This window comes from Aquabacterium sp. A7-Y (assembly GCF_026153205.1).
Lineage (GTDB): Bacteria > Pseudomonadota > Gammaproteobacteria > Burkholderiales > Burkholderiaceae_C > Caldimonas.
Map to the genome: position 1 here is coordinate 130,907 of NZ_JAPFBW010000008.1, position 26,993 is coordinate 157,899.

At 64.9% G+C, this 26,993-nt stretch carries 28 protein-coding genes and 1 pseudogene; 17 read left to right on the forward strand and 12 right to left on the reverse strand.

Annotated elements, in window-relative coordinates; all coding sequences use genetic code 11:
* Positions 1 to 34 precede the first annotated feature (34 nt).
* Complete coding sequence (locus OOT46_RS09225; protein WP_265403303.1) at positions 35 to 1,123, reverse strand: hypothetical protein; 1,089 nt, start codon at positions 1,121 to 1,123, stop codon at positions 35 to 37.
* A 141-nt stretch (positions 1,124 to 1,264) separates the two neighbouring features.
* A complete protein-coding gene (locus tag OOT46_RS09230; protein ID WP_265403304.1) occupies positions 1,265 to 1,726 on the reverse strand; it encodes a hypothetical protein in 462 nt (153 codons plus the stop codon).
* A gap of 322 nt (positions 1,727 to 2,048) precedes the next feature.
* On the opposite strand from OOT46_RS09230, the gene OOT46_RS09235 reads away from it, so the two are divergent.
* The 11 genes and pseudogenes from OOT46_RS09235 to OOT46_RS09280 all read left to right on the forward strand — a co-directional run bounded on the left by OOT46_RS09235 (position 2,049) and on the right by OOT46_RS09280 (position 13,311).
* A complete protein-coding gene (locus OOT46_RS09235; RefSeq protein ID WP_265403305.1) occupies positions 2,049 to 5,006 on the forward strand; it encodes a type VI secretion system Vgr family protein in 2,958 nt (985 codons plus the stop codon).
* Entirely contained in the window at positions 5,006 to 6,841 is a 1,836-nt protein-coding gene (locus OOT46_RS09240; RefSeq protein ID WP_265403306.1) for a hypothetical protein, read from the forward strand. Before OOT46_RS09235 ends, OOT46_RS09240 begins: the two co-directional genes overlap by 1 nt.
* On the forward strand, positions 6,838 to 7,842 hold the full coding sequence (locus OOT46_RS09245) for a PoNe immunity protein domain-containing protein (RefSeq protein WP_265403307.1): 1,005 nt from the start codon (positions 6,838 to 6,840) through the stop codon (positions 7,840 to 7,842). Before OOT46_RS09240 ends, OOT46_RS09245 begins: the two co-directional genes overlap by 4 nt.
* Positions 7,843 to 7,893: 51 nt before the next feature.
* Positions 7,894 to 8,694, forward strand: a complete 801-nt coding sequence (locus OOT46_RS09250; RefSeq protein WP_416136171.1) for a PoNe immunity protein domain-containing protein — start codon at positions 7,894 to 7,896, stop codon at positions 8,692 to 8,694.
* Positions 8,634 to 8,792, forward strand: a pseudogene (locus tag OOT46_RS30925) (hypothetical protein); the annotation flags it as partial. The gene OOT46_RS09250 and the pseudogene OOT46_RS30925, both read left to right, overlap by 61 nt.
* A 365-nt stretch (positions 8,793 to 9,157) precedes the next feature.
* Complete coding sequence (locus tag OOT46_RS09255) at positions 9,158 to 10,264, forward strand: Imm71 family immunity protein (protein ID WP_265403309.1); 1,107 nt, start codon at positions 9,158 to 9,160, stop codon at positions 10,262 to 10,264.
* A gap of 93 nt (positions 10,265 to 10,357) precedes the next feature.
* Entirely contained in the window at positions 10,358 to 11,308 is a 951-nt protein-coding gene (locus OOT46_RS09260) for a hypothetical protein (RefSeq protein WP_265403310.1), read from the forward strand.
* Positions 11,309 to 11,471: 163 nt separating this feature from the next.
* On the forward strand, positions 11,472 to 11,963 hold the full coding sequence (locus OOT46_RS09265; RefSeq protein ID WP_265403311.1) for a hypothetical protein: 492 nt from the start codon (positions 11,472 to 11,474) through the stop codon (positions 11,961 to 11,963).
* 37 nt (positions 11,964 to 12,000) lie between these two features.
* A complete protein-coding gene (locus OOT46_RS09270; protein WP_265403312.1) occupies positions 12,001 to 12,516 on the forward strand; it encodes a hypothetical protein in 516 nt (171 codons plus the stop codon).
* Between the two features lie 2 nt (positions 12,517 to 12,518).
* The gene (locus OOT46_RS09275; RefSeq protein WP_265403313.1) at positions 12,519 to 13,028 is read left to right on the forward strand and encodes a hypothetical protein; all 510 of its coding nucleotides are present in this window, start codon (positions 12,519 to 12,521) and stop codon (positions 13,026 to 13,028) included.
* A 55-nt stretch (positions 13,029 to 13,083) separates the two neighbouring features.
* On the forward strand, positions 13,084 to 13,311 hold the full coding sequence (locus OOT46_RS09280; protein WP_265403314.1) for a hypothetical protein: 228 nt from the start codon (positions 13,084 to 13,086) through the stop codon (positions 13,309 to 13,311).
* 18 nt (positions 13,312 to 13,329) lie between these two features.
* On the opposite strand, the gene OOT46_RS09285 is transcribed toward OOT46_RS09280, so the two are convergent.
* Entirely contained in the window at positions 13,330 to 14,223 is an 894-nt protein-coding gene (locus OOT46_RS09285; RefSeq protein ID WP_265403315.1) for a LysR family transcriptional regulator, read from the reverse strand.
* 123 nt (positions 14,224 to 14,346) lie between these two features.
* On the opposite strand from OOT46_RS09285, the gene OOT46_RS09290 reads away from it, so the two are divergent.
* Positions 14,347 to 15,345 carry an aldo/keto reductase gene (locus tag OOT46_RS09290; protein WP_265403316.1) on the forward strand — a complete coding sequence of 333 codons (999 nt, stop codon included), beginning with the start codon at positions 14,347 to 14,349 and terminating at the stop codon, positions 15,343 to 15,345.
* On the opposite strand, the gene OOT46_RS09295 is transcribed toward OOT46_RS09290, so the two are convergent.
* The gene (locus OOT46_RS09295) at positions 15,321 to 16,064 is read right to left on the reverse strand and encodes an aspartate/glutamate racemase family protein (RefSeq protein WP_265403317.1); all 744 of its coding nucleotides are present in this window, start codon (positions 16,062 to 16,064) and stop codon (positions 15,321 to 15,323) included. The genes OOT46_RS09290 and OOT46_RS09295 overlap by 25 nt on opposite strands.
* A gap of 10 nt (positions 16,065 to 16,074) precedes the next feature.
* Positions 16,075 to 16,440, reverse strand: coding sequence for a BON domain-containing protein (locus OOT46_RS09300; RefSeq protein WP_265403318.1), 366 nt, complete (start codon positions 16,438 to 16,440; stop codon positions 16,075 to 16,077).
* 122 nt (positions 16,441 to 16,562) lie between these two features.
* Here OOT46_RS09300 and OOT46_RS09305 point away from each other — a divergent pair, with 122 nt between their 5' ends.
* Entirely contained in the window at positions 16,563 to 17,414 is an 852-nt protein-coding gene (locus tag OOT46_RS09305) for a PEP-CTERM sorting domain-containing protein (protein ID WP_265403319.1), read from the forward strand.
* Positions 17,415 to 17,563: 149 nt separating this feature from the next.
* A complete protein-coding gene (locus tag OOT46_RS09310) occupies positions 17,564 to 18,106 on the forward strand; it encodes a GNAT family N-acetyltransferase (protein ID WP_265403320.1) in 543 nt (180 codons plus the stop codon).
* 10 nt (positions 18,107 to 18,116) lie between these two features.
* On the opposite strand, the gene OOT46_RS09315 is transcribed toward OOT46_RS09310, so the two are convergent.
* Positions 18,117 to 20,018, reverse strand: coding sequence for a M48 family metallopeptidase (locus tag OOT46_RS09315; protein ID WP_265403321.1), 1,902 nt, complete (start codon positions 20,016 to 20,018; stop codon positions 18,117 to 18,119).
* 276 nt (positions 20,019 to 20,294) lie between these two features.
* On the opposite strand from OOT46_RS09315, the gene OOT46_RS09320 reads away from it, so the two are divergent.
* Positions 20,295 to 21,050, forward strand: a complete 756-nt coding sequence (locus OOT46_RS09320) for an alpha/beta fold hydrolase (RefSeq protein WP_265403322.1) — start codon at positions 20,295 to 20,297, stop codon at positions 21,048 to 21,050.
* 28 nt (positions 21,051 to 21,078) lie between these two features.
* Here OOT46_RS09320 and OOT46_RS09325 read toward each other — a convergent pair whose 3' ends face one another.
* Positions 21,079 to 21,531: a hypothetical protein gene (locus tag OOT46_RS09325; protein WP_265403323.1), complete on the reverse strand. Its 453-nt coding sequence runs from the start codon at positions 21,529 to 21,531 to the stop codon at positions 21,079 to 21,081.
* 206 nt (positions 21,532 to 21,737) lie between these two features.
* Positions 21,738 to 22,094, reverse strand: a complete 357-nt coding sequence (locus OOT46_RS09330; protein ID WP_265403324.1) for a cupin domain-containing protein — start codon at positions 22,092 to 22,094, stop codon at positions 21,738 to 21,740.
* Positions 22,095 to 22,164: 70 nt separating this feature from the next.
* Here OOT46_RS09330 and OOT46_RS09335 point away from each other — a divergent pair, with 70 nt between their 5' ends.
* Entirely contained in the window at positions 22,165 to 23,037 is an 873-nt protein-coding gene (locus OOT46_RS09335) for an AraC family transcriptional regulator (RefSeq protein ID WP_265403325.1), read from the forward strand.
* Between the two features lie 110 nt (positions 23,038 to 23,147).
* On the opposite strand, the gene OOT46_RS09340 is transcribed toward OOT46_RS09335, so the two are convergent.
* The 3 genes from OOT46_RS09340 to OOT46_RS09350 all read right to left on the reverse strand — a co-directional run bounded on the left by OOT46_RS09340 (position 23,148) and on the right by OOT46_RS09350 (position 25,190).
* Positions 23,148 to 23,360: a cold-shock protein gene (locus tag OOT46_RS09340; protein ID WP_265403326.1), complete on the reverse strand. Its 213-nt coding sequence runs from the start codon at positions 23,358 to 23,360 to the stop codon at positions 23,148 to 23,150.
* 221 nt (positions 23,361 to 23,581) lie between these two features.
* Complete coding sequence (locus tag OOT46_RS09345; RefSeq protein WP_265403327.1) at positions 23,582 to 23,899, reverse strand: hypothetical protein; 318 nt, start codon at positions 23,897 to 23,899, stop codon at positions 23,582 to 23,584.
* A 142-nt stretch (positions 23,900 to 24,041) separates the two neighbouring features.
* Positions 24,042 to 25,190, reverse strand: a complete 1,149-nt coding sequence (locus tag OOT46_RS09350; protein ID WP_265403328.1) for an ABC transporter substrate-binding protein — start codon at positions 25,188 to 25,190, stop codon at positions 24,042 to 24,044.
* A gap of 243 nt (positions 25,191 to 25,433) precedes the next feature.
* Between OOT46_RS09350 and OOT46_RS09355 the strand changes: the two genes are divergently transcribed.
* A complete protein-coding gene (locus tag OOT46_RS09355) occupies positions 25,434 to 26,303 on the forward strand; it encodes a PEP-CTERM sorting domain-containing protein (protein ID WP_265403329.1) in 870 nt (289 codons plus the stop codon).
* Here the strand turns inward: OOT46_RS09355 and OOT46_RS09360 are convergent.
* A complete protein-coding gene (locus OOT46_RS09360; RefSeq protein ID WP_265403330.1) occupies positions 26,300 to 26,977 on the reverse strand; it encodes a PEP-CTERM sorting domain-containing protein in 678 nt (225 codons plus the stop codon). The two genes, OOT46_RS09355 and OOT46_RS09360, sit on opposite strands and share 4 nt — an antisense overlap.
* Positions 26,978 to 26,993: the final 16 nt, after the last annotated feature.

The window sequence follows — 26,993 nt, forward strand, 5'->3', positions numbered from 1 at the left end:
CGCTCCGCGGATATCGCATTGACGGCGCCCACAGTCAGCGGCAAGACCCGACGACCTTGCCGTACAAACTGTTCAAGTCGAGCGCCGACGGGAATCCCGCCGGGACGTGCCCGGAGTAGAAGCCAGCGTTGCGCAGGCCGGCCAGGAAAGGATGCTGGACGTACTGCTGGCTGAAAGGGCCGACGCCACCAAAATAGTGGGAGAACAGATGCGCTGGATCGAGCGCGAATTCCCCCCGGTAGCTGGGACCGTCGTCGCCGTCGTCCCAGCCCCACGGTGCATTCGCGGCGTTGGTGCTGCAGCTCTTGGCGCCCGATCCGCACCCGCCGCTGGCGTCTCCTTTGAAGCAGCCCCAGCTGCTGAAGGTGTGTGCGTGGGCGCCCGGCTGCACCGCATCGCTCAGCGCAGCGGCCCACAGGCCATGGGGCTCGGTGATGTCGACCAGGCGATACGCCACGTGGCGGTCGTTGCCAGAGAGGGGATAGGTGCCGGCGCCCCGGGTCGGGTAGTAGACCACCCCATCCTGGTCGGGGCCGCCGTCGAAGTTCGAGGTATAGGGCCACGCCTTCAATCCATGGCCTTTGGCTTCCTGCACCGTCTTGACGCGGGAAATGCCGTCGTGCATCTCGAAGGACAGCGTGCCGTCGATGTTCTCGTGGCCGTTGGTGTAGGGGCTGCCGGGCGGTGTGTACGAGAAAAAGTGGGTATGAAAGACCGTGATCATGCCTTCGAGACGACCGAAGGCCGAGCCGTCCTTGCGTACGGACAGGATGGCCCCTTCGAGGTCGTTCTCGTGCTCCTGGTCGAAGAGGGTGTCGGACCAGTCGCGCGGGTGGTAGAAGGCGTAGGTGATGAAGTAGTGGCTGCAGCTTTCCACCACCGAGTAGTACGCCGTGGCCGGCCAGAGGCCGTTGCCACGGTTGTCCCAGTTGTTGGTGGTGATGCGGTCGGCGTCGTAGTCGAAGGCGGTGATGTAGTCCGACGGGTAGTCGCTGGAGTCGGTGTCCTGGTAGTGGACAGGCGCGTGGAAAAACGCCAGTTCGGCCGGGCTGACGGCCTGCGCGCCCTCGGCTGCGGCAAGGAGACTGGCGCACAGGACAAGGGCTGCCATCGTTCGAGACATGGAGGTCTCCTCGGTGCGAAGGGCGCCAGAGTAGGCGGCCGATGTGTCGGCTCGATGAAGACCGGAGAATCTGGCCCAGCGCCTGGTGATCGATGACCGCTCCTGTGAACCAGTCCAGGTCGTCTACGGCCGGACACCCACCTACAGTCGTTTCGGTCGCCGGCCGCCCATCTCCCGGAAAGACAGCACACCGAGGCGATCCGCCGTCTCCTTCGCGATGCGTCGGTCCTCCGGATGGTCGTGGTGCTTGAACAGATGGATGGCCCGTCGGCCGCAGAGGAGTTCGGTGACGCACCAGTGACCGTGGTCATGCCGGATCAGCACCCGGGTGGGCGGGTGGCGGCTCAGTGGCAGCGTGCCCATCAGCTTGACGCGCCCGTCCAAGAGGAGGATGGGGAGACTCCGATAGACGGCACGAAGTGCGAGATAGGCGGCGAGCAATGTGAAGGCAATTGCCAGTGTGTAGGCAACCCCCTGTTTCTCGGGAGGGCCGTGGGGCGCGGCACTCCAGAAAACCCAGGCGAACAGGCCATGGGGCCCGGCATCGCCCGCCAGACGGGCGACCCAGGTGAGCCGAGGAGCGAGGGGCCGCACGGTGGTCATGGCAGGGGGCTGGGTACGGCTTTTCAGGCCCGAAGGAGTCAGGACGGCCTTGGCAAGCAGGCCGGAGGCAGCGAAGTATGCCTTGCCGTACAGCCGGAACGCCCCCGGCCGGGCCCGAGCCCCCCCGTTTTGGGAGGGTCGGAATCCGTCCAGGCTTGCTAGGATGTCTTCCCATCTTCGCCCGGCCGTCCATGCGCCTTGGATGTACGCCCGAGGCGGAGGACCGGATGTGTCGGTCCGGCGGTCGCCTCGCCCGGCTCTCCCGTACCGCCGGCAGCGAACCATCATTCGAACAAGGGGCTCCAGCCTCGAGGGAGGTTTCATGTTTTCAGGCGCTGTTGCGCAAGGCGCGGCCGTTCTGGCCGGCGCGTTCGATGCGCTCAAATTTTTCCAGCAGACCAACCGCTTGCTCCGTCTGGAGACCGCGCTGGAAAGCTGCGTGCTGGTGCCCGAGCGCGCCAGCATCCGCGAAGCCGTGAACCAGCCCTTCGAGATCGTCATCGACGCGCTCTCGACGTCGGCCTATCTGGACCCGGCCACGCTGGTCGGCGAGCAGATCAGCCTGCAGCTGCAGCGCGGCGACGGCAGCTATCGGCCGTGGCACGGCTACGTACTGCAGGCCGCGCGGCTGGACTCGGACGGCGGCGCGGCGCGCTACCGCTTTGTCACCGCGCCCTGGCTCAGCTTTCTCGGGCTGCGGCGCGACAGCTTTGTCTTCCAGGACAAGACCGCGCTGGACATCGTCGAAGAGGTTTTCAAGGACTATCCCCAAGCGCACTACCGGATCGAGGCGACGGAGGCCCTGCGCCGGCGCAGCCTGTGCATCCAGTACCGGGAATCCGACCTCGACTTTGTCACCCGGCTGCTCGCCGAAGAGGGCCTGAGCTATCACTTCGAGCACCTGGCAGCGGAGGGGGCCGCGCAGGCGGCGGAGCAAGGGCATGCCAAGCATGTGCTGGTCATCACCGACCGGGGCAGCGAGCGGCCGCAGCTCGGCGACATCCGCTACACCCGCCCGGATGTGAACACGGTGAGTGACGCGATCAGCACTTTCGGCTCACATCGCCGGGTCCAACCGAATGCCGTCACGCTGGGCAGCTGGAACTACAAGCAGCTGGTCGGCACGACCGCGGCGGATGCTTCGAGCTTGCCGCAGGGAGACGTCGGCGAACTGGAGCAGTACGACGGCTCAGGCACCTATCGTTATGAAAACGCCGAACACGCAGAGCGGGCGGCGGCCTTGCGGCTGGCGTGGCATGAACTCAACCTGAAGCAGTTCGAAGGACAAGGCGCGATGCGCGCGCTGGAGGCGGGGCGGCGCTTTTTCCTGGTCGACCACCCGCTTTACGGCGCCAACACCTCGGCCTTCAACTACAGCGGCCAGCTGACGGCGAGCCGCCAGCGGCCCGACAACGAGTTCACGCTCCTGTCGGTCGAGCACGAAGCCGCCAACAACCTCGGCGCCGACCTGGCGCGCTGGCTGAACCAGCCGGAGCTGGAGCGCGGCGGGTATCGCAACCGCTTCACAGCCGCGCCGGCGGCGGCGCCGGTGGTGCCCCGTTTCGTGCGCAAGGCCACCGCGCCGGGCGCCCAGACGGCCCTGGTGGTGGGCGCCTCGGGCGAGACAATCACCACCGAGCGCGACCTGCGCGTGAAGGTGCAGTTCCACTGGCAGCGTGGCCAGCGGCCCAACCCCGGCGGCCTGGCCCACGAATCAGCCGGCGACAAGGAAGGCAACGCCCCCGGCAACGAACAGGCTGGCACCTGGGTGCGCGTGGCGATGCCGAGCGCCGGCGCGAACCATGGCGCGGTGTTTGTCCCGCGCCAGGGGACCGAAGTGGTCGTCGAGTTTCTCGACGGAGACATCGACCGGCCAGTGATCGTCGGGCAGGTGTTCAATGGGCAGGACCTGCCGCCCTACTCTGCCGGCGTCGATTCCAGCGTGAACCACCCGGGCGTCATCTCGGGCCTCTACACGCACGCACTGGACGGCCAAGGCAGCAACAGCTGGGTGGTGGACGACGCCACGGGCCAGCTGCGCATGCGTTTCCTGTGCAGCCATGCGATGAGCGAGCTGGGCCTGGGCCACCTGATCGAGCAGAGTGTGCACAGCGCGCAGCGCGGCGCCTGGCGCGGCTCGGGTTTCGAGCTGGCGACCGAGGGCTGGGCGATGGTGCGGGCGACCGAGGGCCTGCTGATCAGCACCACGGCGCGGCCCCAGCAGGGCGCCAGCGTCGCAAGCACGCAGATGGACGTGGCCGAGGCCGTGAGCCAGCTGAAAGCCGCCCACGACCTGGGCAAGCGGCTCAGCGACGCCGCCGAGCAGCAACAGGCCTTGAAGCTGGCGAGCCACGATGCCGAAGAGGCTGTCGAACGGCTGATCCGCGTGCTGGATGTGGAGCAGGACGGCAAGTACCCGGGGCCCGTCAACGGGCAGGAAGCCTTGAAGGCACAGCCCGGCTCGCGCGAGCTGGCCGACCCGGTCGAGAAGTTTTCCGAGCCGGTGATCCTGATGGAGACGCCAAGCACGGCGGCCTTCGTCACACCAGCCACCCATGTGCAGTTCACCGGCGAGGACCTGAGCCTCGTGACGCAGGGCGACCTGCACCAGACGGCGGGGCACACCTACAGCAGCGTGAGCGGAGAGACCACCAGCCTTTTCACGCACGACGGCGGCATCCAGGTGGTGGCGGCCAATGGGCCGGTCTCGCTGCGGGCGCATACCGATGCGATGGAGATCCTGGCGGACGGGGAGATCACGGTGGTCTCGGTCAATGACGAGATCCGTATCCAGGCGAAAAGCAAGATCGAGATGGTGGCGGGGCAGAGCCGGATCACGCTGGAGGGTGGGGACATCACGTTTGCGTGTCCGGGGGCGTTCACGGTGAAGAGTTCGGGGCATCAGTGGGAGGGGCCGGGGCAAGGTGAGGCGCAGCTCCCCTTCCTTCCCGACGCAAAGCTTGGAGAGAGCCCACGTTTTGTGGAGCTGAACTACCACTATGACGACTTGGAGCCGATTGCCGGCGCACCGTACAAGGTCGTCTTCGAGAGCGGCGCCGTGTTCAACGGCGTACTCGACGGCAAGGGATTCGCCCGCATAGAAGGCGTTCCTCCTGGGGCCTACCGTGTCGAGTACGGTGAGGATCCCCGCGAATGGAAACCGGAGTCGCAGGAATCGACGCCGGAGTGGAAGGATCCGCAGGTCAAGCAGGAGGCTGAGCGACTGCTGGAATCGGCCAAAGCACGCCGACGTATGAACATGCGCGAGGGAGTTGCTTGATGGGCGCACGAGATTTCATCGACGATGTAGCAGATTTCCTGAAGGCACTGATCCTCGGCGACTTCGACGACGCCCAGCCTGTTTCCGCGCAGTTGGTCGGTGGAGCGATCGGCATGATCCCGGTCCTCGACCAAGTCATGGACGCTCGCGACGTCGCGGCCTGTCTCTTCAAGATCAACCGCAAGGGCGGCTTCAAGTACGCGACGAAAGACGACTGCATCATGCTCGGCTTTGCCGCCCTGGGCTCCGTGCCGATTGTGGGCAGCCCCTTCAAGGGCGTATTCAAGCCACTTTGGAAAGAGCGGCAGGCGGTCGGCAAGGCTCTGCGCGGTGGCGTAGAGATGATTGAACGCCTGCTGGGCATGGGCAAAGGCGGAGCCATCAAGTGGGTGCGGGGCTTGCAATGGGCTGCGCTCACCCAAGCGGCCATCGAGCAGGCCGAGGCTGCCCTCGCATCGATCATCAGCCTGCTGACTTGGCTATCCACCGACGACCGTTGGTGGGTCCCCGACTCGCTGGAGCACGTTGCCGCGGACGCCCTGCCCGGCATTGAAGCGATGCGAGGTCAGTTCAGCGGTCCCATTACGATGGCCATCCAGAGCATCAAGGAGTTTCTTGAGGAACTGCTTGGGGAAGACGCAGGCACGATCGCTGCATCGGTGATGCTCGGCGTCCCTTCGGATTCCGAAGGCGCGAAGTCGGCTGCGTCGAAAAAGAGGCGGGGACGGGGCAAGGGCAAGGACGCAACACCTGCCAGCGCAGATGCGCCGGAGAGACACGAGCCGACTGGAGCACAGGCACGGGGCCAGACCGATACAGGGCATGCCAACACGACGAGCACCACGCAACGTCGTACCCGTATGGACTGGCCCGACATCAACGATACGATGCAGGGCATTGCCGGCGAACACATCTCAGATTATCACTGCCTCCAGGTGAAGGGCTGGGGCAGCGGATGGTCATCGCATGACGAAGGCCCGCGTGGCTATTGGAGCTTGGCCGACGATCCACACCATGCGGAAAAGGCAGAGCGGGAGCGAGAACTCGAAGTAGCCATTGCCTCGGCGAAAACGAACAAGAGAAGGGAAGCGCTTCGGAAGCAGTTGGAAGATGTCCGCGGACGCAAAGATGCACGTAAAACGCAAGACTACATCGAGCATCGGAAAGATCCGCTACGAGATCTGTATACGCCAGGCAAGCTCAACGACAACTGCAAGTTGGTGAAGCTGAGCGTCAACGGAGCGCGTGGAGCTGGCCTAGACGGCCTTTGGCGAAAGAAAAGCACCGGGACCCAGAAATATGCCGTGATCGACGCGAAGTGCTACCTCGACCCCTCCAAGAGCCTTAAATCTATGCTTTACGACGAGGTGTATGACAAGCACAAGCTGGCCGCCCACAAAGCAGCGACCAAGCAGGTAGCGGCGGGTCATTCGGGCAGTGCAAGCGGAAGTAAGCGTGGCGTCAATGGCGCCCCCGCAAACCAAGGACCTACCCAAACAGGCACACCTCCGCAGAAGCCCGAGAAAGACGTTGTACCAATGAGTCATACATGGATCGAGCAGCGAATTGAGCGGTTCCCTGAAGACCTGAGATCCGATGTTGAGCGCAAGTACAAGACACTTCGCAACTACTCGCGTCATGTTTTTCACATATCTTCTCTACATGTCGCCGACCATTTTGCGGCATTGCTGCCTGACGAGGAGAGCGATGCCCCCAATGACGCAGCTTCCCACACACAACACGCGATCACTCGAGAATATCAAGACAAAGACATTGAAGCAGTTGTGCGGGAATTGAATCAAAAACGTACGAAACGCGCGCCAAGCCAGCCATGAGCGAAAACAGCCAAGTCCCGTTCCACCAGCGTCGAAGACAACAGTTTCTTGACGAGGCAGCGTGGCGCTTCACCTCGGAGTGGGTCCCCACGCATACGTTGCACGACATTCAAGTAGCACTTGCCGACCCCGACCTCTCGGAAGAATTGCGTGTCGCCGAACTGACCCGGAAAGCGCGTGAGTACTACCGCTTGTTCGCACTCGACTACACCGCCGGTGCGTCGCTCGACTCGCTGAGAGACGATCTCGAAGTGGTCGTTAGCGCCTATGTTGAAGCAGCGCAGGCAGAACGAAAGTATGAGGAGGAGGGCGCCCTCCCCTTCTTCGACTTCAAGCACCTCGATGACTACGTGCGGGTTCTGGCGCTCCTGTCCCTGTCCATCCTCTTGCACCGGGAAGACTTGATTCCCGCCGTTCATTCTCTGTTCAAGGACGGAGCACCAGACAAGGCGGACGCGCTCGTGGAGGATCTTCTAGGCAAGTACCTCGACGACCGCCCCTTCCTGGATGTGTGGTTTCACGACATGCCATTCCGTCACCTGCTCGACGTGACCGCAAACACACCACCAGACGAGAAGCTGGCAGACATGAAAAAGTACCTGAAAGCCTGGTACAGAGGCATGGCAAGCACTGCCTGGCATGACAGTCACAAGGAGCAGTCGCCGAAGGGCGTCGGCGCATACACAGGCTATTGGGCTTTCGAGGCAGCAGCGACGGCTTATTTGTATGAGATGGACGATGCGGAGCTCGATCATCTCGTCTTTCCAAAAGATCTGTTGGCCTTTGCGCGTTCCATGCCGCGTCGATCCGTTGCCGAAGCAACATCCCAGGAGCGCCTGCGGTTGCGCTGTGAGGCAGGACATGCTTGCCCTCGGGAAGGGTGGTGGTCCACGCCGGCCAAACTCGATAGCCGTCGTCGCTTCAGGGCAGGCGAAACCATGCCGGCAATCGAATCGGATTGGGGCCGGACGATTTGGGGATGGGACCTCAAGCAGGACTGAACGCCATCACCGCAAGACGTCGCGATCAGGATCGAGACAGCCAGGTCTTTTATGAATACGCGTCTTCACGGGGGGCCGCTCGCCAAAGCTCAGCAGCCTTTCCATCTTCGACGCCGGCAGCAGCTCTTGGACGAACGCTACGCCCGCGCATATCTCTCCTACTACTCGGAGGAGGTACAGGAACTGGAGGCGTCATTCTTCTCTGAAGAACAAACACCGGAGAACCGTGTGCGCCTCATGCATATGGTGGCCGACACGCGCTTCGAAATATGGTGTGTCCGATTTACAGCGGGCGGAAAGATTCCAGATCTCCGCGAGGAGTTTGGCATCGTCGTGGATGGCTACTTGCTCGCTGCGCAACACGAACGCGAGATTGAGAACGAACCTGCCTTGCCGTGGTTCGACTTCAAGCATTTGGACGACTACCAGCGCCTTTTGTCTCTGCTCTCTCTCGCCATACTTCTTCACCGCGAAGACTTGATACCAGCCGTGCATTCTCTTTTCAAGGGAGGAGAGCCCGACGAGGAAGATGCCTTGGAGGAGGACTTGCTAGGAAAGTATGTACCGGGGAGGCCGATCCTGGATGTGTGGTACCACGACATGCCTTACCGTCACTTGCTCGATGTGACCGCCCAGACCCCTGCCAACGAAAAGTTGGAAGATCTGAAGAAATATTTGAAAGCTTGGTACAAGGGCATGGCCCCTACCGGCTGGTATGACAGCCATAAAAACCAGACGCGAAAAGGAGGGGGGGACACTTCGGCTACTGGGCCTTCGAGGCCGCGGCGGTCGCGTATCTTTATGACCTCGATGACACCTCCGTTGAGCACATGGTGTATCCGAAAGATCTGAGTGCGTTCGCTCGATCCCAACCGCGCCGGAGCATCGCTGAAGCCGTGGAGCAAGAGCGCCGACGTCTGCGCTGTCCGGCGGGACAAGCCTGCGTGTAGGAGGGATGGTGGTTCACCCCAGCCATGCCAAACAGCCGGCGGTACTTCATGAAAGGTGACACCATGCCGGATGTCGAAAGTGATTGGGGGGCCACCATTTGGTCTTGGGACAAGAATCAGGGTTGAAAATCGCCGCACGGCCCGGCAAGAAGCGGCATGGAGATCGACCTGAAGCGAGAAATGACTAGCGGCAGAGAGCCACAAGAACATAGAAGCCGCAGGAGTAACAATAGACAGTGCACTGTTTGCTTACATCGCATACTTCGAAGAGGACTGAAAGCGACGGGCAATGCCGTGGAGCAGACGGCGCGTCTCCGTGCAGATGAGCGACCGACAAAAAGTGAACTTTCTCCAACTGCGTCGCAATGCTGATGGCTTATACAGTTCCAACGACAGAAGAGCGCAAGGCGCTTTTCTACTGGCTCAAGCAATGCAGTTCCTATACGGCGTGGGCTCGCATGGGAACCTACTATCGGGCCTTCGTGGAGGACGTTCAGCAGGTTTTCACGGCCACGCAGGACACGCCAGCGCCGACGAACGACGGACCGCTGATTCACGCCTCCGACATGGCGCTGACGCTCAAATGCTACGCGGCGTTCGAGGAAGCTCTCTCGAAGCTGAAATCTGGTGACAAGTCAGTATTCAAGTTCATCGGATATGGCGTAGGCGCAGGGTACTTTTGCGAGGGTGTGAGGGCACTTGGGGGCTGGAGCAGCAAGACGTTCGCCGCCGAATCTCACGGCTTGATCTGGCCGCTGATGAGCTCTCCGTACTGGGAGCCGCTCAACCAAAAGTACGAGTTGTGCACTTCGGCTTGGAGCGAGATCGGCCACTACGTGATGGAGAGTCGGTTCACCGACATGCCCGCCGATATTGTGTCGATGGCGGACATGCTCATGATCGACAACGAAGGTTTTGCCCTCGTCAAAACCCGCCGCGATCTCCCCGACGTCCCCGTACCGGACAAAGAGGTGCTGATCAAGACTGGCGCCTCCTGTCCCCACAGCGGCATTTGGGAACCAGTGCGAGTTCCGTTCAGCGACGGGTTCCTCGGTCTGTTCAAGAAGCCGCTCGCGCCGTCGGACGGCCAGTTTCCGCTGGATGGCTGCATGAACTACCTGCATGCCGGCTCCCCGGCTCCGACCATCGGTTTCGAGGGCGACCCGAACGACAAGGGCCGTCCCACCACCTGGCGCTTGATCTGGCGCGACGACCGTTATGAAGACGGAACCGTCCCCGAAGAGGAGCGCGACTATGTCTTCATGCAACCCCAAGCCGCGCCTGTCCAGCCAGCAGACAAGAGTCCTGCCCCTTCAGTTCCGCTTGTGACCGCCTGGTCGGGCCAAGCCGCGCCCCAGGCAGGCCACTGGGCGGTGATCGACGATCTGCAGGGCCGTGCGACCTTACGCGCCGGCGAGGTGTTGCCCCAGCACAAGGGCCAGGACGTGCAATGGGTGTGGTCTGGGGTGTAGGAATAGACGGGGGCTTGGCGTGCAGCCACAACCGATACGATGCGGGCAGCCACGACGCGATAAGGGTAGAGGGGCGCTGCAGATCTAGAACCGATGATGCCCTCCCTGTCCCGTAATCCTTCAGGCAAAACACTCGAATTCAGTTTGAGCAAGTGGCAGAAGCGACAGGCAACCCTGCTCTATCACTTCTCCTCGATTGACTACCTTGCTGGATTGAAGACCCTCATTGACCGCTTGATCGAAGGCGCAGACGTCACCCTGGCGTTGGCCAAGCTTCAAGGGCGAGAGGCTCTTCTGGTCGACAACCCTTGCGGCGTGGGTGACACCGCTGCCAGTCGGCCGATCTTCGCCTTTCAAGTACTTGAACATTTCCGACAGTCCACGTTGCGCGCCATTGACCGACGTGCAGGGGGGGACTACGGGTTCACCGGCTTAAATCAATGCTCACGCATGATTGGCGATCACTCATCCATGTGGATGAGCCCCGAGGAGGAAAAGCAGTTCACGGCCCGGTTTGAAGCGGTGTATCGCTACGCTTCAGCCATCGACAGCACGCTGGACCGTCCTCCAAGCTGGACCGATTTTTCGTTAGCGCTGGCATGGCAGGAGATGCAAGAACTGTTTCCGCGCCTGCCGAGGTTCCGGGTACGCACTGATATCCCGGGCGAGACCGACGAACGGCCGCCTCGCACCGGCGTATACGTCCCGCAGGACGACCCCTACGGAGCTTTGCAGTTTGCCTGGGCGGGCAGCACGACGGTCGGCGAACTGAACGAATGCAGCACTCTTGGCCCTTTCGGAGTGAAGGCCGTTCAACAGCTTGGACGTCACCGCCTTTGGGTCGACAGGCAGGCGATGCTGGAATTTGTCCTCTTGAAGGACAACCAGGAAGCGCTGAAAGCCGATCCCTTCATGAAGCTCTCTCCCTCAGACGCGACGACAGCCGCATGCGACGTCGCTCGCCATGCGTTCATTGATCGCCCCTGCAAATGGTTCTTCGTCGAAATGATCCCCGGCGAGTTCGACGACGAGGAAGAAGCGTGAGACACCACGATTCTCACCACGTCGACGCACATGCGCTGCCAAGCAGGGCAGCCCTGCCCCTCGGCCGAGCATGAATAGTCAGGTCGGACCTACCTGGGTGGGAACACTCTCGCCAGAACAGTCGAGTTGGCGCCGTGTACGCGACATGCCGAACCCTCGCGCCGTGTTCAAGGTCTTCGGCCTCACGCTTCTCTCGTGCAGCCTCCTACTTTTGATCGTGATGCTGCCGGTGCATTGCACCCTCTTGGTGGCGAATGAATTCTCCTGGCAACAGGACCTTGTGTTCATCGGCCTGTTCATGACTTGCCCGGTCGTGTTTGCGGGATACGTGGCCTATCTGGAAACGCATCCTGTGTTCACTGCCTTCAACTTCGATCGAACGCTCCAGGAACTTCTGGTCACGGAGCAAGGCGCCTTCGGGAGGGCCCGGTGCATCCGGATTCCGTTCACGGCGATCACGTCTGTCCGGGCAGAAATCTTGTCCACGCCGCCGCGGTGGGGCCACTTCAATGTCGTCTGCCCGGGAAACAAGGGACCGGCGAAGAGCATGTGGCTGGGCGGAAGCATTCCGATCGAGGACTTGGAAGCCCACTGCAAATGGTTTGCCGATGTGCTGGGCCTTCCGGTCGAGCCGACCTATGACTGGGGCGATTGACTGTCGCCCCGCGCGATGACCCGCGAAACCACACAGCATGCTGCTTCAGAACTACCTGCACGCCGTCCCCGTCATCTGGCTCGACCCCGACACCGGCGCCTGGCGCCCCGCGACCGACGCGGAAGTACCGCCCGGGGTCCCGTTGATCCACGTTCCCGGCATCCTCGGCAGCTACCTCGAGGAGGAAGACGGGTCCCGCTTCTTCCGTTATTGGACGGACGACAGGAGCCGTTTCTTCTTCCGTGTCGAGAACGGTCCCGTCATCGAGATCGAAGCGTCCAAATACGCCGAGGTGAGGCCTGCGCTGGATCTTGCAGGGCGACCCCTACCCGATCTCGGCGAATTCAGCATCCATACCGATCAAGGACAACTGCTCTTCAGGCACACCTATCCCGCGGCGAAGTACTACGGGCTGTACATGATGGATTTCAGCTTTCCGACAGCCGAGCTCGCCGACTGGGACTTTTTTGTCGCCTTGAAAGGCAGCTTCGAGTACATGCGCGAGCAGCAAGGCGCAAGCGTGCAGGTGCCTGGCAGCACTGAAGCCGATTAGCCATGGCACATCTGCACCGAAAACCATTCACCAGGCGTCGAGCCATCGTCAGCGCCGCCGCCTTCACGGCTCTGGCTTCGGCATCCTGCTTCCACGATGCAGAGAAGGACCTGGACACCTTGTCGGCGCATCTGCGCCTTCCCGCGGGCACGGTTTCAGCACGGTGGCGGATCTGCACGCTGCCCGTCAATGAATTCCTGTCGCTTCCGGGGCCGACCTTCTTCGTCGCGTTGATTGCCAAGCTGCAGATGTCCACCCCGGATAGGGCGCTTGATGCGCTCGCCTTCCTTCCTGCGGGCCTCCATGGGCCGACACCGCATCCCGGCACCCGCTTCTACCCCGCGTGGCTCAGCGAGCGTGAGGTGGGGGAACTGCGGTCCGCACTCGAGGGAACATCCCCGACGAAACCCGCCGACATTTCGGCCCTTTGCCGGAAAAAGCACCAGGCCGCCGTCGCCATCGCCCTGGGCGACACCGTGCTCACCTATATCGTCTACTTCGCGGGCAACTGAACCTGCCCCTCCTCCACGTGGCAAGCACCGGCGAGGCGAGGGTTATGGAGCCACGGTGAATGTGCACGCCCTCGGGCTGGAACTCATGGCACTCATTCGCCTGCGCACCACGCACGCCCAGCTCCGCAACTGCCTCGCGGCCTTGGCCCGCATGGAGCATGCGCTCGAGACCTGCCGGGTGACCGGCGAGGACTGCTTTTGCCTCAAGGCGCTGGTGGCGAAGCATGCTCAAGTACCTCTTCATGGCCCTCGCGCTCGCCGTGTAGAGGCTGCAGGGCGCTGAGCAGGAGCCGCCCCGCCCTCACGACACCTTCAACACCTCCGCCAGCCAGTCCACGAACACCCTCACCCGCGGCGACAGCTGGCGGTTGTGCGCATAGACAATGGACACCGGCAGGGGCGGCGGCTTCCAGCGCGGCAACACCTCTTCCAGCACGCCGGCCTCCAGCAGAGGCTCCAGGCCCTGGCGCGGCGCCTGCATCAGCCCCAGGCCGGCCAGGCAGCAGGAGAGATAGGCCTCCGAACTGCTCACCGACACCCGGCTTGGCAGCTTCAGGGTCCGGACCTGGCCGTTGTCCTCGACATACTCCCAGTCGAGGTCGCGCCCCGTCCGGCTGGAGAAGTAGTTGACGGCCACATGCTGCGCCAGGTCGGCCGGCTGCTGCGGCCGGCCGTGGCGGTCGAGGTAGCCGGGGGTCGCGCAATTGATCTGCTCCATCTCGCCGACACGCCGGGCCACCAGCGTGGAGTCGCGCAGCGGCCCGACGCGCACCAGGCAGTCGATCGCTTCGGCCACCGGATCGACCAGCCGGTCGGTGGTGCTGAGCCGCAGCTGCAGGCCCGGAAAGCGCTCGACAAACGCCGGCAGCGCTGGAATCACGGTCAGCCGCGCCAGCCGCTCCGGCAGGTCCACGCGCACCACACCTTGAGGCTGCAGCTGCCCCGAGAAGACGTTTTCCGTCTCGGCCCACTCTTCCAGCAAGCGCTGGCAGCGCTCCAGGAAAAAGCCGCCCTCCTGCGTCAGCGACACCCTGCGTGTGGTTCGGTGCAGCAGGCGCACGCCGAGCTGGCGCTCCAGTTGCTGCACAGCCCCTGTCACCGAGGCGCGCGGCAGGTCCAGCTGCTCCGCGGCCTTGGAAAAGCTGCCTTGCTCCGCCACACGGCAAAAAACCTGCATTGCATCGAGTCGGTCCATGAGCTGACGGGGAGTCCCCGATTGTTCGAATCGGCTGAATAGTAAAGCCGGGGCGCGGCACTTTATCCACATCTCCCGCGCAGCCACCATTCGCCCATCGCCAACCTGTTGAAGGAGCCCTCGATGGAAACCACCCGACTCGGTGCCCAAGGCCCGCGCACCTCGATCCTCGGCCTCGGCTGCATGGGCATGTCCGATTTCTACGGACCGGCTGACGAGGCCGAAAGCATTGCCACGGTGCAGGCAGCGCTGGACGCCGGCATCAGCTTGCTGGACACCGGCGACTTCTATGGCATGGGTCACAACGAGCTGTTGATCCGTGAGGCCATCAAGGGCGGCCGCCGAGCGCAGGCGGTGATCAGCGTGAAGTTCGGCGCGCTGCGCGACCCGGCCGGCAGCTGGAACGGCTACGATGCCCGCCCGGTGGCCGTGAAGAACTTCCTGGCCTATACGCTGAAACGCCTGGGCACCGACCATGTCGACATCTACCGGCCCTCACGCCTGGACCCTCAGGTTCCCATCGAGGACACGGTCGGCGCCCTCGCCGACCTGGTGAAGGCCGGCTGGGTGCGGCACATCGGCCTCTCCGAGGTCAGCGCGGCGACGCTGCGTCGGGCGAGTGCGGTACACCCGATCGCGGACCTTCAGATCGAATATTCGCTGCTCTCGCGCGACATCGAGGCCGAGATCCTGCCCACCTGCCGCGAGCTGGGCATCGGCATCACGGCCTATGGCGTGCTGTCGCGCGGGCTGATCAGCGGGCACTGGACGTCCGCGCGGACCCTCGCTGCCGGCGACTTCCGCGGCGCCAGCCCGCGCTTCCAGGCGGAGAACCTGGGCCACAACCTGGCTTTGGCCGATGCGCTGCGCGACATCGCGCGCGAACAAGGCCACAGCGTCGCGCAACTCGCCATTGCGTGGGTGCGTTCTCGCGGCGACGACATCGTGCCGCTGGTGGGCGCGCGCACCCGCGAGCGGCTGGCCGAGTCGCTGGGGTCCTTGCAAGTGCGGCTGACGGCTGAGGACCTGGCTCGCATCGAAACGGCCGTGCCGGCGGGCGCCGCGGCCGGGCAGCGGTATCCGGCGGCGCTGATGGCTTACATGGACAGTGCGCGGGGTTGAGGCTGCCGGTCTCGGCCGGCGGCACCGCCGCCCTGCACGGCCCGCCGTAGCCCGGCGCGCGCCAGCAAGCGCGTGGAGTCGAGTGTCGGCAGCGCCGAGTTGGCGTCGTTCAGGATCAAGGGGATTTCGGTACAGCCCAGCACGACGGCGTCGCAGCCTTGGCCTTTCATGCCTTCGACCACCTGCTGAAAGTAGGCAACCGACTCCGGCAGGAAACGGCCGCAGACCAGCTCGGCCATGATGATGCGGTTGATCTCCTCGCGCTCGTCCGGGCCCGGGCGAAGGTAGCCAATGTCCCGCGCCGCCAGCTTTTCAGGATAGGTCTCGCTCTCGACCAGCCAGCGAGTTCCCGTGAGTCCGACACGCCGGTACCCCCGCTCGGCCGCCTGCTCCGCCACCACCTCGGCAATGTGCAGCCAGGGCAAGGGTGAACGCGCCTGGATCCCGGGCAGCGCCTGATGGATCGTGTTGTCGGGACAGATCAGGAAATCGCAACCCAGCCTCGCGAGTTTCTGCGCGGACGAGAGCATCAGTTCTCCGACACCCTCCCAGTCGCCGCGCTCCAGGCAGTGCACATAGTCGGCCAAGGAATGGGTGTGCATGGAGATTTCCGGGTGCGCGTGCGACCCGAGCAGCTGCGCCCCTTCCTGGCAGATGGTCCGATAGCACAGTGCCGCGCCTTCGGCGGAGCAACCGACGATTCCGATGTGTTGAGGCATGCGATATGTCCTAGGGCTCGCGCGGGTTGTCCGCCTCCGGCGGTCCCACCTTCATGAAGTTGTCGACGCAGCGCACGCCTTCCACCTGCCTGGCGATGCGCACCGCCGTCGCGATTTGTTCGGCGCTGGAAACGCCGCCCGACAGCATCGCCACGCCGCCGGTGACCTTGACGCGGATCTTCTCGCGCATCAGGGCCTTGGTGAACTGCAGCTTGGTGGTGACCTTCATCGTCAGCGCTTCGTCACGAAAGAAGCTGGCCTCGCCGGGACGGCAGGCCGCCTGCGCCGGCAGAACGCCGGAACAGGCCACGAGGAATGCGAACGCCGCCAGGGTGCGCCGTGAAGCTCGGCAGGAAGCGTGCTGCAGTCGTTTCATGCGTTCTCCTCCAAGTCGAAGACCAAAGCTACCACACTGAAACTCGGCCAGGCCCTCGCGCCAGCATCGATCATGCGTGCCTTTCTCAAAAGGCTCTCGTCAGCAGCTGCACCCTTTAACACATGACACCGCGCACCGCACTTAGACTGAGGCCGCCCTCCCCGTCCATTCTGCACCTGCTGCAGAAAGGCTATCGTCCGGGGCGCGGCGCCATCAGCAACAAGCACATCCAGGAGTCCGCCATGCTGTGTTCCCGCCATCTCGCCGCCGCGGCGCTTGTCGTTTTGCCTCTTGCCGCACAGGCGGCACCCACGAACCTTCTGCGCGACGGCGAATTCGACGACTACCACGACGGCAACACCCCGCTGCAAGTCTGGGTTCCATCGCAATGGGAGACCGACGGCCTGACCTTTGACGGCCCAGTGGCGGGCGGCGACCAATTCCAGAATGCCGTGCTGTCCGACACCACGGCGGGTTACGGCGATGTCAGCGGCGGCTCCGGTCCTCGATCGGCGGTCATGTACAACCATGCATCGATGTGGCAGACCTTCACCGTCAGCACCGCCGGCGAATACCAGATCAGCTGGCTCGACGCCGGTGTCGAGCACAGCGACGCCTTTCCGCGCCGTTACTTTGGCGCGTATCCCGATGCCGCCGGCCTCCGCTACCAGGTGAGCCTGGGCGACAGCGTGCTGGGCCAGTTCGCCACCACGCTGGGACAAGACTTCACCTCGCACAGCTTCACCGCCCAGCTGGCGCCGGGCTCCTACACCCTGCGCTTCACCGGGCTGGACCGCGGCGAGGTGGAACGCTTCGGCGGCGCCGGCCAGTATGCTGCACAGGTCCTGACACACGTCGCGCTGTTCGACCAAGTGAGCGTCACCGCGGTGCCGGAGCCCGAGACCTATGCCCTGCTGCTGCTCGGCCTGGCCGGGCTGGGGCTGCGCGCGCGCCGGTCGCGCACGAGCGTTTGAGGACGGCGGCCAGGTCGTCGTCCATGCCGGCCTGAAGCCGCTGTCACAGCTGCGGGGAGCGCAGCGCCGCCATCGCCGGTGCTGCCCCCGCATGACGATTGCCCCGCCAAGCAGCTTTTGCCTGTCGTATGAACCCGCCAAGGAGCCACGTGACCCATCACCTCCCGGAACGGCTCCAAACCGATCGACTCGTACTCCGGGCGCCGCGGGCCGCCGACACGCGCACCTTGTTCGATGCGTACACGCAGGACGCCGACGTCGCCCGCTACATGGTATGGCGCCCCCATTCGCGACTGGCCGAGACCGAGGCCTTCGTCCAGCAGTGCCTGCGCTCCTGGGAGAGCGGGCTGGGCCATCCCTACATCCTGGCCAAGCCGGACCGCGAGCTCGAGGCGATCGGCATGCTGGAAGCCCGCATCCTCCAGCACACCGTGGACATCGGCTATGTCCTGGCACGCGCGCACTGGGGCCAGGGCCTGATGCCGGAGGCGGTCGCGCACCTCACCCGGACCGCATTGGAAAACACCCGTTTCTATCGGGTTCAAGCGACATGCGATGTCGACAACCAGGCCTCGGCACGCACCCTCGAAAAGGCCGGCTTCATTCGGGAAGCGCGGCTGGAGCGCTACTTGGTCCACCCGAACCTCAGCAGCGAGCCCCGCCCCTGCTTCATGTACGCCCGCTGCCGGTAGGCGGGGGTTTTCAAGCGAGCTGCAATTCCGCGCCGGGCACGGCCTGGACTCTGGCCTGGAAGTCCTCAGGCTGGCCATCGAGGGTGCAGAGGATCACGTGCATGGGCCAGGTTTCGCGCGCGAGTCGATCAACGATGTCGGCCTGGTGGTTGCGCCAGCGTGCCCAGCCCGTCAGCTCCAGGCACAGCACATAGGTCATCACGCTGTCATCGGCCGGCAGAACCCGGCGTACCAGCCAGGCCCGAGACACCCCTTTGCCGTGCTGCCGCACCAAGGCCAACGCCGTCGCCTGCGCGTCCTCGGGCAGCCCGGGCGCGCGCAGTTCGTGATGCGGTGACAGCTGCTCCAACTGGGCATGCCGCTCGATCTCCCAGCGGTGGCGCTCGTTCCAGCGCTGCTCGAAGCTGCCCGCGCGCTCGTCACGCCGCTCGCGCAGGAAGGCGAAGGCTTTTTCGCAGGCCGGCTTGGTCGCGTCCGCATCGAGCGCCATGGTGCGTTCGAGCAGGGCCAGGCCTTCGGCATCACCCTGGTCCAGGCGCACGCAGCCCTCGAGGTAAAGCCCGAGGGCGTGGTCGGCATGCTGCGCGTTGAAGGCGACCAGGGCGGGCAGATGATCGTCCTGCGGCTCCAGCTGCAGCCGCAACTGCAGGGTCTCGATCCGCTCGTCGACGCCGGGCTCGGCCAGCGCCTGCAGTTCGTCGAGGCGGGCACGCTTGGCCTGCCACTGGTCATGGTGCTGGCGCCAGCGTTCCACCACCTCGGCATGCCATTGCCTCTGGAAGGCCTGGCGCAGCCGGCCCGCCTCGCTGCCCAGCCAGACCTGGGCGGCAGAGGCGCCGGCGAGCGGCGCGGGCAGAGCCGGTGCGGCCTGGCTGTCACGATCGCCCAGCGCGACGATACGCTTGCGCAGCACGGGGTGGGTGTCCATGGCCCGGCCCTCGCGGTCCAGTGCACGCTGCAGCCACTGCTGCGCATGCTCGGCCGGCGGCGGCATGACGGCCCGGTGGGCCCATTGCTCGGCCAGGTCGGCCGGAGGGGTGGGCTCACGGCGCGCGGCAGCGAAGGTGTCCTCGAGGAAGCGGTCGTAGGCGGCCGCGCTCACATTGACGCGCTTCAGCGCGCTCACCGCCGTCGCCGCACCGACCAGCTCGGCCGAGGCCGCGTCGGCCTGGTACTCCTGGGCGCGCGCCAACACGAAGGTGTAGGCATTGAAATACGGCGCATACCACCCGACCAGGCGCCCCAGCCAGCGGCCGCCAAAGCCCTGCCATTGCTCGGACAGGGCCTGGATGCTGCCCCAGGTGTTGCGCAGCCGGTAGATGAAGGCGCCGAAGCTGCCGTGCGAGCCCGCGAGGTGGCCGTATTCGTGCGCCACGACCGCCAGGGCCTCCTGCGGCGACAGGCTCTCCAGCAGGGGCAAGCCCAGCAGCAGGTAGTTGCGCGGCCAGCCGAACAGGCCGAACAGCGGACGCTGGACCACCGCGGCGTTGAGGTCGTCGGTGATCAGCACGTGGTGGAAACGCGGCCCGCGCATGCGTTGGCGCATGTCGGCCAGGGCCGCATACAAGGCGGGTGCCTGGGCGGCGCTCAGCTCGCGGCCCTGGGGCGGGGGAAAGCGCGTGAACAGGGCCGACAGCGACGATTTCAGCAGCAGCCACAGCGGGATGGCGAGCAGCACCAGCAGCTTGCCGAGCTTGAACAGCACGATGATGGCCTTGCCGCCGGTGAGCACCGCGGCCACCAGCAGCCCGCCGATCAGCAGCAAGGCCAGGCCGGCAAAACCGAGGATCAGCGCCAGGATGGCAAAGCCCAGCAACGCGAGCAGACCGACCTTGAGTTGATAGACCCCGAGCGACCGCTGGCTTTCGGCCTCCAGGCGCGCGACCATGCGCTCGAATTGCGCGATCTCCATCTCCGCTTCCCTCACCCTTGCCTTGTCTTGTGCAAGGAATTGTGCTCACGAGTCGGCCGTTTGATCAAGGGTGGGCACGACATCCGGCTGCAGGGCGAAAGCCGTTCAGTGATGAAAGTCCTCCCGAAACTCACACCCGTGTGCCCACCAAGGCCCACCGATAATGGTGGCTTTTCGCTCGCTCCCCGGCATGCCCTTGACCCTCGACGACCCAACCGCCGGAATCTCCCGCGATCACGGAGATCCGCTGCTCGCCACCCGAAGGGATTTCGCGACATGAAGTCCCTCCCGAAAAGACAGCAGGCGCAGGTCGAGGGCCATGCACTGAGCTACACGATGTCCGGCAGCGGCCGCCCCACCCTCGTGCTCATCAACGGCGCCGGCGGGCCCATCGAAGGATGGTTCAGGCTCTATCCCGCCATCGAGCAACTCGGCACGGTCCTCGCGTATGACCGCCCGGGTGTCGGCGCGAGCGGCCCGCCCCGGGTGCCGCAGACCGGGCGGGCGGTCGTGGGCCTCCTGCGCGGCCTGCTGGAGCGCATCGGCGCGACACCGCCTTACGTGCTCGTGGCGCATTCCTTCGGCGGGCTGCACGCCCAGCTGTTCGCCCGCCTCCATCCCGACGAGGTGGCCGGCGTGGTGTTCCTCGAGGCGACCGCTCCGCAGGACGTCGGCAGCATCAAGCAGCACCAGGGGGCCGGGCTGCGCGTGCTCCATGCCGTGCTCGGGCGGTTCGCCCGTCGGCATCCGTTCGACGAAGTCGCCCATGAGGTGACCACGGTCCAGGAACTGGCGACGGCACCGGCCTTTCCGCAGGTGCCGGTCTGCGTCGTCTCGGGCGCCAAGCGGCCACCGTCCTTTCTGTTCCCCCCGGAAGCCGCACGCCTGCGGCAGCAGCACCAGCAAGGACTGGCCTCGCTGTCCTCAAAAGGTCAACAGGTCATCGCGACGTCGAGCGGGCACTTTCCGCAAATGAGCCAGCCGGAGCTGGTGCTGCGCGTCATCGCCGAGGTCGCGGCAGCGGCGCGGTGAAAAGCGCCGCCGGCCTTTCGTTCTCGACCTATTGCGCGTGCTCGACGTGTACTGACGTGTAGGACTTGGCTTCCGCGAGCCAGCTGACATTCCGCACCTCGGGCTCGTCTTTCGAGAAGACGCTGACACAGCCGTTGCCGGTGACGACCAGCCACTCCCTGCGGGGATGCTCGAAGCCCTGCAGGCCGGATTCTTCGTCGGCCCACCCGCCTTGCTGGACTTCGAGCACATAGGAGTCGCCGGGGAAGGCGTCCGAACTCCAATACCTGCAAAGGTCGAGTTCGTCCAGGTAACGGAAGCCGGAGGCTTCGCTGAACACCACTTCCAGCCCCACGACCTTGCCACTCCCCCGCAGTTCGCAGGCGAGCGTGAGCTCGAGACGCCCTTCGGAGAAACGCAAGGTCGTGACGTCCGAGATGGGGTGGACGCCGCGGGCGGCACGGAACGGGATTGCCTTGAGACGCAGACCAGAGCGAGACATTGAAAAATGACCGACAGTGGGGACCAGGTCCCATCCTAGCCAGCAGGGAACGGGCCGAACCGGGGCGCATGACGTACGGCGCGCCTCAACGCATCGCCGGCACGGGGTGCTGGTATCGCGGGGCCATGCCTCGACCTTACATGCCGATCAGCACGAGGAGCGGCCGGCCCTGCGGCATGGCGGCCGCAGGCAGCTCGCTTCTTCCGTCAGACCACCCGCCTGGGGGCTGCGGTGCGCACGTCACCGCTGTTCGGCGTTCCGGTCGGCTCGATCAGGAGGAGATGCACTTCCTCCTCGGCCCGGGGGCGGTGTTCGACGCCGCGAGGCACGACAAACACCTGGCCCGCGCCGAGTTCCACCGTGCCGTCGGGGAGGTCGATGCACAAGCGGCCTTTCAAGACGAGGAAAAAGTCGTCCGTGTCGGTGTGAACGTGCCAGCGGTACTCGCCCTGGACTTTCACGACCATGACGTCGTGGCCGTTGAATTCCGCAACGGTGCGCGGCGCCCAGTGGTCGTGGAAGCGGGTCAGTTTGTCGCCGAGATCGACAGCGGCATGAGGCATGAGAACTCCTGGAGTTGGCGGACTGCTCAGTGTCTTGTCACGTCCCCCGGCCGTCTTGTACGCTTGTTGCATGCATGACGGTGTCCTGCCTTCTCCCCGCGACTGGGCCCACTTTTCCCCCGCGTCGCTTCCCGGCGTCACGCTGCTGAAGGCCCGCTTCATGCGCCATGCCTTCGAGCGCCACAGCCACGACACCTATTCCATCGGCGTCACGACCGGCGGCGTCCAAAGCTTCAACTGCAGGGGGCGGCGGCATGACAGCTGCCCCGGCAATGTGATTCTCTTCAACCCCGACGAGCCTCACGACGGTCAAAGCGGCTCCGAGCGCGGTTTCGAATACGCCATCCTCTACCTGTCCCCGGACACCCTGAACCGGCTTGCCGACGAGCGCGTGAAGGGGAGCGCCGGCCGCTACTTCAGATCGACAGTGGTCGAGGACCTGCCCGCGGGCCAGGAGGTCCTGCGTGCCGTGAAAGCCGCCGGCCAAAGCCAGGAATCGCTGCGCGCCGAGATCCTGCTCGCACGGCTCGTGACCACACTGCTGAGCCGCCACGCGGACACGAGGCCGCTTCCCGCGCCACCGAGTCCGGGGCACCGCCGCATGGAGGCGGTGCGCGACTACATCGATGCGCACTTCAGCGAAGACTTGACGGTTGCACACCTGGCGCAGGTGGCCGGGCTCTCCCGGGCACACCTGACGCGGGCCTACACCTCGACCTTCGGCGTGCCGCCGCATGTCTACCTCAACAGCGTCCGGCTCCGGCACGCGCAATGGGCGCTGCGCCAGGGACAGCCTGCGGCGGCCGCTGCCCTGGCGGCGGGCTTCGCGGACCAGAGCCACTTCACGCGGCGCTTCAAGGGCGCCGTCGGCCTGACCCCGGCAGCCTGGGCTCGTCAAATGGCAGGGCCTGGTGGCAAGGGGGTCGCTGCTTCGGGCGCATGAAGGGGAGACGGGCTCAGGGTGGAGACGATACGCCCATGAAAAAACGCGGCACGAAGCCGCGTTTTTCGCTGGGGCCTGCCGCCCGTGCAGGGCACAGGCGCCCCGTCTTTTTACAGCGCGCGAATGTTCGACGCTTGAGGGCCCTTCAGGCCCTGCTTCACTTCGAATTCGACGCGCTGGTTTTCCTGCAGGCTGCGGAAGCCGCCGGAGCCGGCGATTTCCTTGAAGTGGGCAAACAGGTCCTTGCCGCCGGTGTCAGGCGTGATGAAGCCAAAGCCCTTGCCGTCGTCGAACCATTTCACGGTGCCAGTTTCGGTTGTCATGGATGAAATTCCTTCAGTGGTTAGGAAAAGAAAAAGAAATTCGCGCAAGACAATCGCGCGAACCAGAAACACTCAAGAAACGTCAAACCGGGATTTCAACCTAGGCCGGCTCCGCGACAAGGTCGCGGAACGGAACGGGATAAGACCTTGAAGAAACGGTCTTGTGTATGTCTGAGCCGCTAATGTAGTCGTTTGTCCACAATCGGCCCAGTGAAGTAAGCCTATACCCCTTCTCGGCGCTGCGGCATTGCATCGCCCGCGCTCTGCCCGGCCACCTCGGCACCCTCCCTGACCGTGAACAGCAGAAGGGCCGGCGGATTGTCGTAGGCGGGCTCGGCGTACGCATACACCGCCAGGAGCTTCATGGGACCGCTCCAGTCGAGCACCTCGATGCGCCTGACCTCATACCCCTCGGTCTTGTACGCAGCACAGATCGCGCTCTGGGCACCGGCCAGGGTGTTCTCGTGGACCGGTATCTCGATGCCGCCGGCGTCGCTCCGCGTGAACGGCGCACCGTTGATGAGATAGACGAGATTCATGCTTTCCTCCCCGGGACGCCGCCACACGCGGTATGCCCGCAGTCAACGTCCTTGCGTCCATTTTATGGGACACCGCGTGCCAGTCGTGCCGGGAAGGCTGTCTCAACCGGTCCCCCGATCGAGACGGCGGCGGTCGCAGCCTTCAATTGAGGATGCGCCCGCCCGCCCCGATCACGCTGATTTCGACATAAGCCGAACCCGAATTGCTGCCCGGCAGGTAGGCAATACGGTAGCCGCCGAGGTCGAAGGGGCCGCTGCGCAGGGCCGCAATGAGCTTCTCGCGGGTGGGCAGGGGGCCGGCGCGTTCGAGCGCCGACACCATCAGCTTCGCGTTCAGGTAGCCCTCCAGACCGTAGTAGGACAGCGGCGATCCCTTTGCGTGCGCCGCCATCGCGCGCTTGTACTCGCGCACCACATCGAGCTTGTCGGCCCATGGGTAGGGAATCACCTGAGCCACTTGGATGCCGCGCGAGTCCTCGGCGCCCAGCTCGGCCACCAGCTGGTCGGTGCCCACCGGCGAGAGCGCCACGAAATAAGGCTTTTCGCCCTGGTGGCGCATCTGCCGTATGAAAGCGGCCGTCGGGCGGTAGAGCGTCGCCATCACGACCGCCTGGGCCTCGGAGCCGGCAATGGCCGCCACGGCGGGAGCCACCTCCACCGAGTTGCGCGGCAGCGAAGCGACCGCCACCGGTTGCAGCTGGTACTCCTGGAGCGCCGCCTTCACACCCAGCAGACCGGCTTGACCGAAGCCGTCGTCCTGGTAGACCACGGCGATGCGCCGCACGCCCACGGTCACCAGGTTCTTGACCACGGCGGCTGTTTCGTCGCCATAGCTCGCGCGCAGATGGAACATGTGGCGGTTGACCGGGGACCTGAGCACCTCCGCGCCGCTGACCGTGCCGACCAGCGGCACGCCGGTCTGGTCGAGCACCGGCAGGACCGCCGTGGTCGAGGCGGTGCCGTAGAAGCCGAGCAGCGCGAACACGCGCTCCTGCTCGATCAGCCGCTTCGTGTTGGACACGGCGCGATCGACCTCATAGCCGTCGTCCAGCGCCACCAATTGCAGCTTGCGGCCCTGCACGCCGCCAGCGGCATTGGTCTTGGCGAAATAGACCTCGACGCCTTCCCGCATCTGCTGTCCATAGGCACCGGTGGGTCCGGACAAAGGCGTGGACATGCCGAGCGTGATCTGTGATGCCGTGATCCCATCGACACTGAACGCCGGCCACGCCGCCATCGCGCAAAAGGCTGCCAGCAGCAGGCGAAAGACGGTCGGCAATGGGTGGGACATGCGAGCTCGGCCTTTGATAGTCGAAGCGCGGCAGTGTTCCACAGCCACCCCGCACTGACCTTTCAGAATGCAACTGCCGTATGTAACCGCCCCCTTTCCAAGCGACTTTGCCTTGCTTTCGCCAGCGCTTGACGGCACCATCTGCCGGCCACCATTCGTCCCCGTCGCCGGGACAGAAGCCGTAGCCTGGTGCCAGCTGCGGCTGCCGCCAGCCCCTCGGACCCGTGTTCAAGGAGCAGCTCCATGCCTATCCGTCTGCATTCGCGCTGGGGCGCCTGCGGCCTCGCCGCCGCCCTCGCCCTGCCCGGCAGCGCCTGGTCCGGTGCCGTCGCCGTGGCTCGCCTCGACCACCTGCAGTTCACGCTGGTGGACCTGGCCCCCGACGACGGCATTGCGCCGTCCTTTTCTTTCGTGGCGGACCCGGACGCGCCCAACCGCCAGCGCACCGAGCTGACGGTCGATGTACAGAACAGCGTGCTGGGCACCAGCGATTCGGCCATCCAGGCCGACTTCTCCTTCATCGCCCCGCTGGATCTGGCCCGTTCCGTGGCGAACAACAGCGCCATCGCCCGGTCGACCGCCGATTCGCTGCACGCCGAGGCCACCAGCCTGGAGCGCGGCAGCGCCAGCGCTTTCGCGTCGAGCGAAAGCAATGTCTTCTTTTCGGGTGACTTCGGACTGCAGCTGTCACCGATGAGCGCCATCACCATCACGGCCGACGCGACGGTCACCGCGCTCGACACCGGCGAAGCGGGCGCTGAAGGTTTCGCCTTCGAGTTCGCACAGGCGGAAAGTTTCCTGCGCATCCGCGCGGCCGACCCCGGCGACGGCAGCGGCCCGCAGGACAGCCTGAGCCAGCGCAGTGCAGTCACCACGGTGGACGCACTGGCCGATGTCGAGGATGCCTCCGGCGCCCTGTCGGTGAGCTTCCAGAACCTCGGCGCGGCCCCCTTGTATGGCTATCTTTCGGCGCGCTCGACGGCGTCCGCCTTCGGCGTGACGGCCGCAGTGCCCGAGCCGTCCAGCTGGGCACTCGCATTGACCGGATTGGCGGCACTGGCGGCAAGAGGCCGCCGCCGTGCAGGACGTGAGCCCGGCGCTCTCAAGCGCTAGCGCTGCCGTCGGCATCCCGCCAGACCGAGCGCCGCCAGGCCCAGCAGGCCCAGCGCGGCGGTCGAAGGCTCGGGCACCGGGGCGAAGGTGGTGAAGCTGTCGACCCCGGTCTCCAGGTGCGAAGGCGTGAGGTCGACCGTGCCGGTGCCGCTTTCGGCATAGGCGGTCGCGTCGGTATCGACGAAAAAGAAGCGCGAACTTTCGCCCTCGTTGAGCTCGAAGCCGAAGTCGAACTGCACCGCGTTGCCGTCGACGCTGCGCGTGGCGGACTGCACGCCTTCGTCACCCAGGCCATCGATGCGCCAGCCGGCATTCGTTGCGAAGCCGGCCAAGCCGTCGCGCCGCAGCGTGACCGGATAGCCGGTCGGCTTGTCGAGCACCGTGACGCGATAGTAGAAGTCATAGGTGCCGTCGTCCGCGAGGACCACCCGGTCCTGAATCTCCAAGGAGAAGCTTTGCCCACTTTGGGCAAAGGTCCCGGAGACGCTGCGCATCACGTCTTCGACCACTGTCCCCGCCAGCTGGGGTTCGGCGGCCACGGTCGTTCCCGGCAAGGGCGACACGAAGTCGCCCGGACTGAGCGGTACGGCCTGCGCAGCCGTGGCGCAGGCCAGGGTCAAGGCGCCGAGGGCGGCGAGCAGGGGGAGGCAGGGGCGACGGGCGATAGTGAGCATGGGCTTCTCCCGAAGT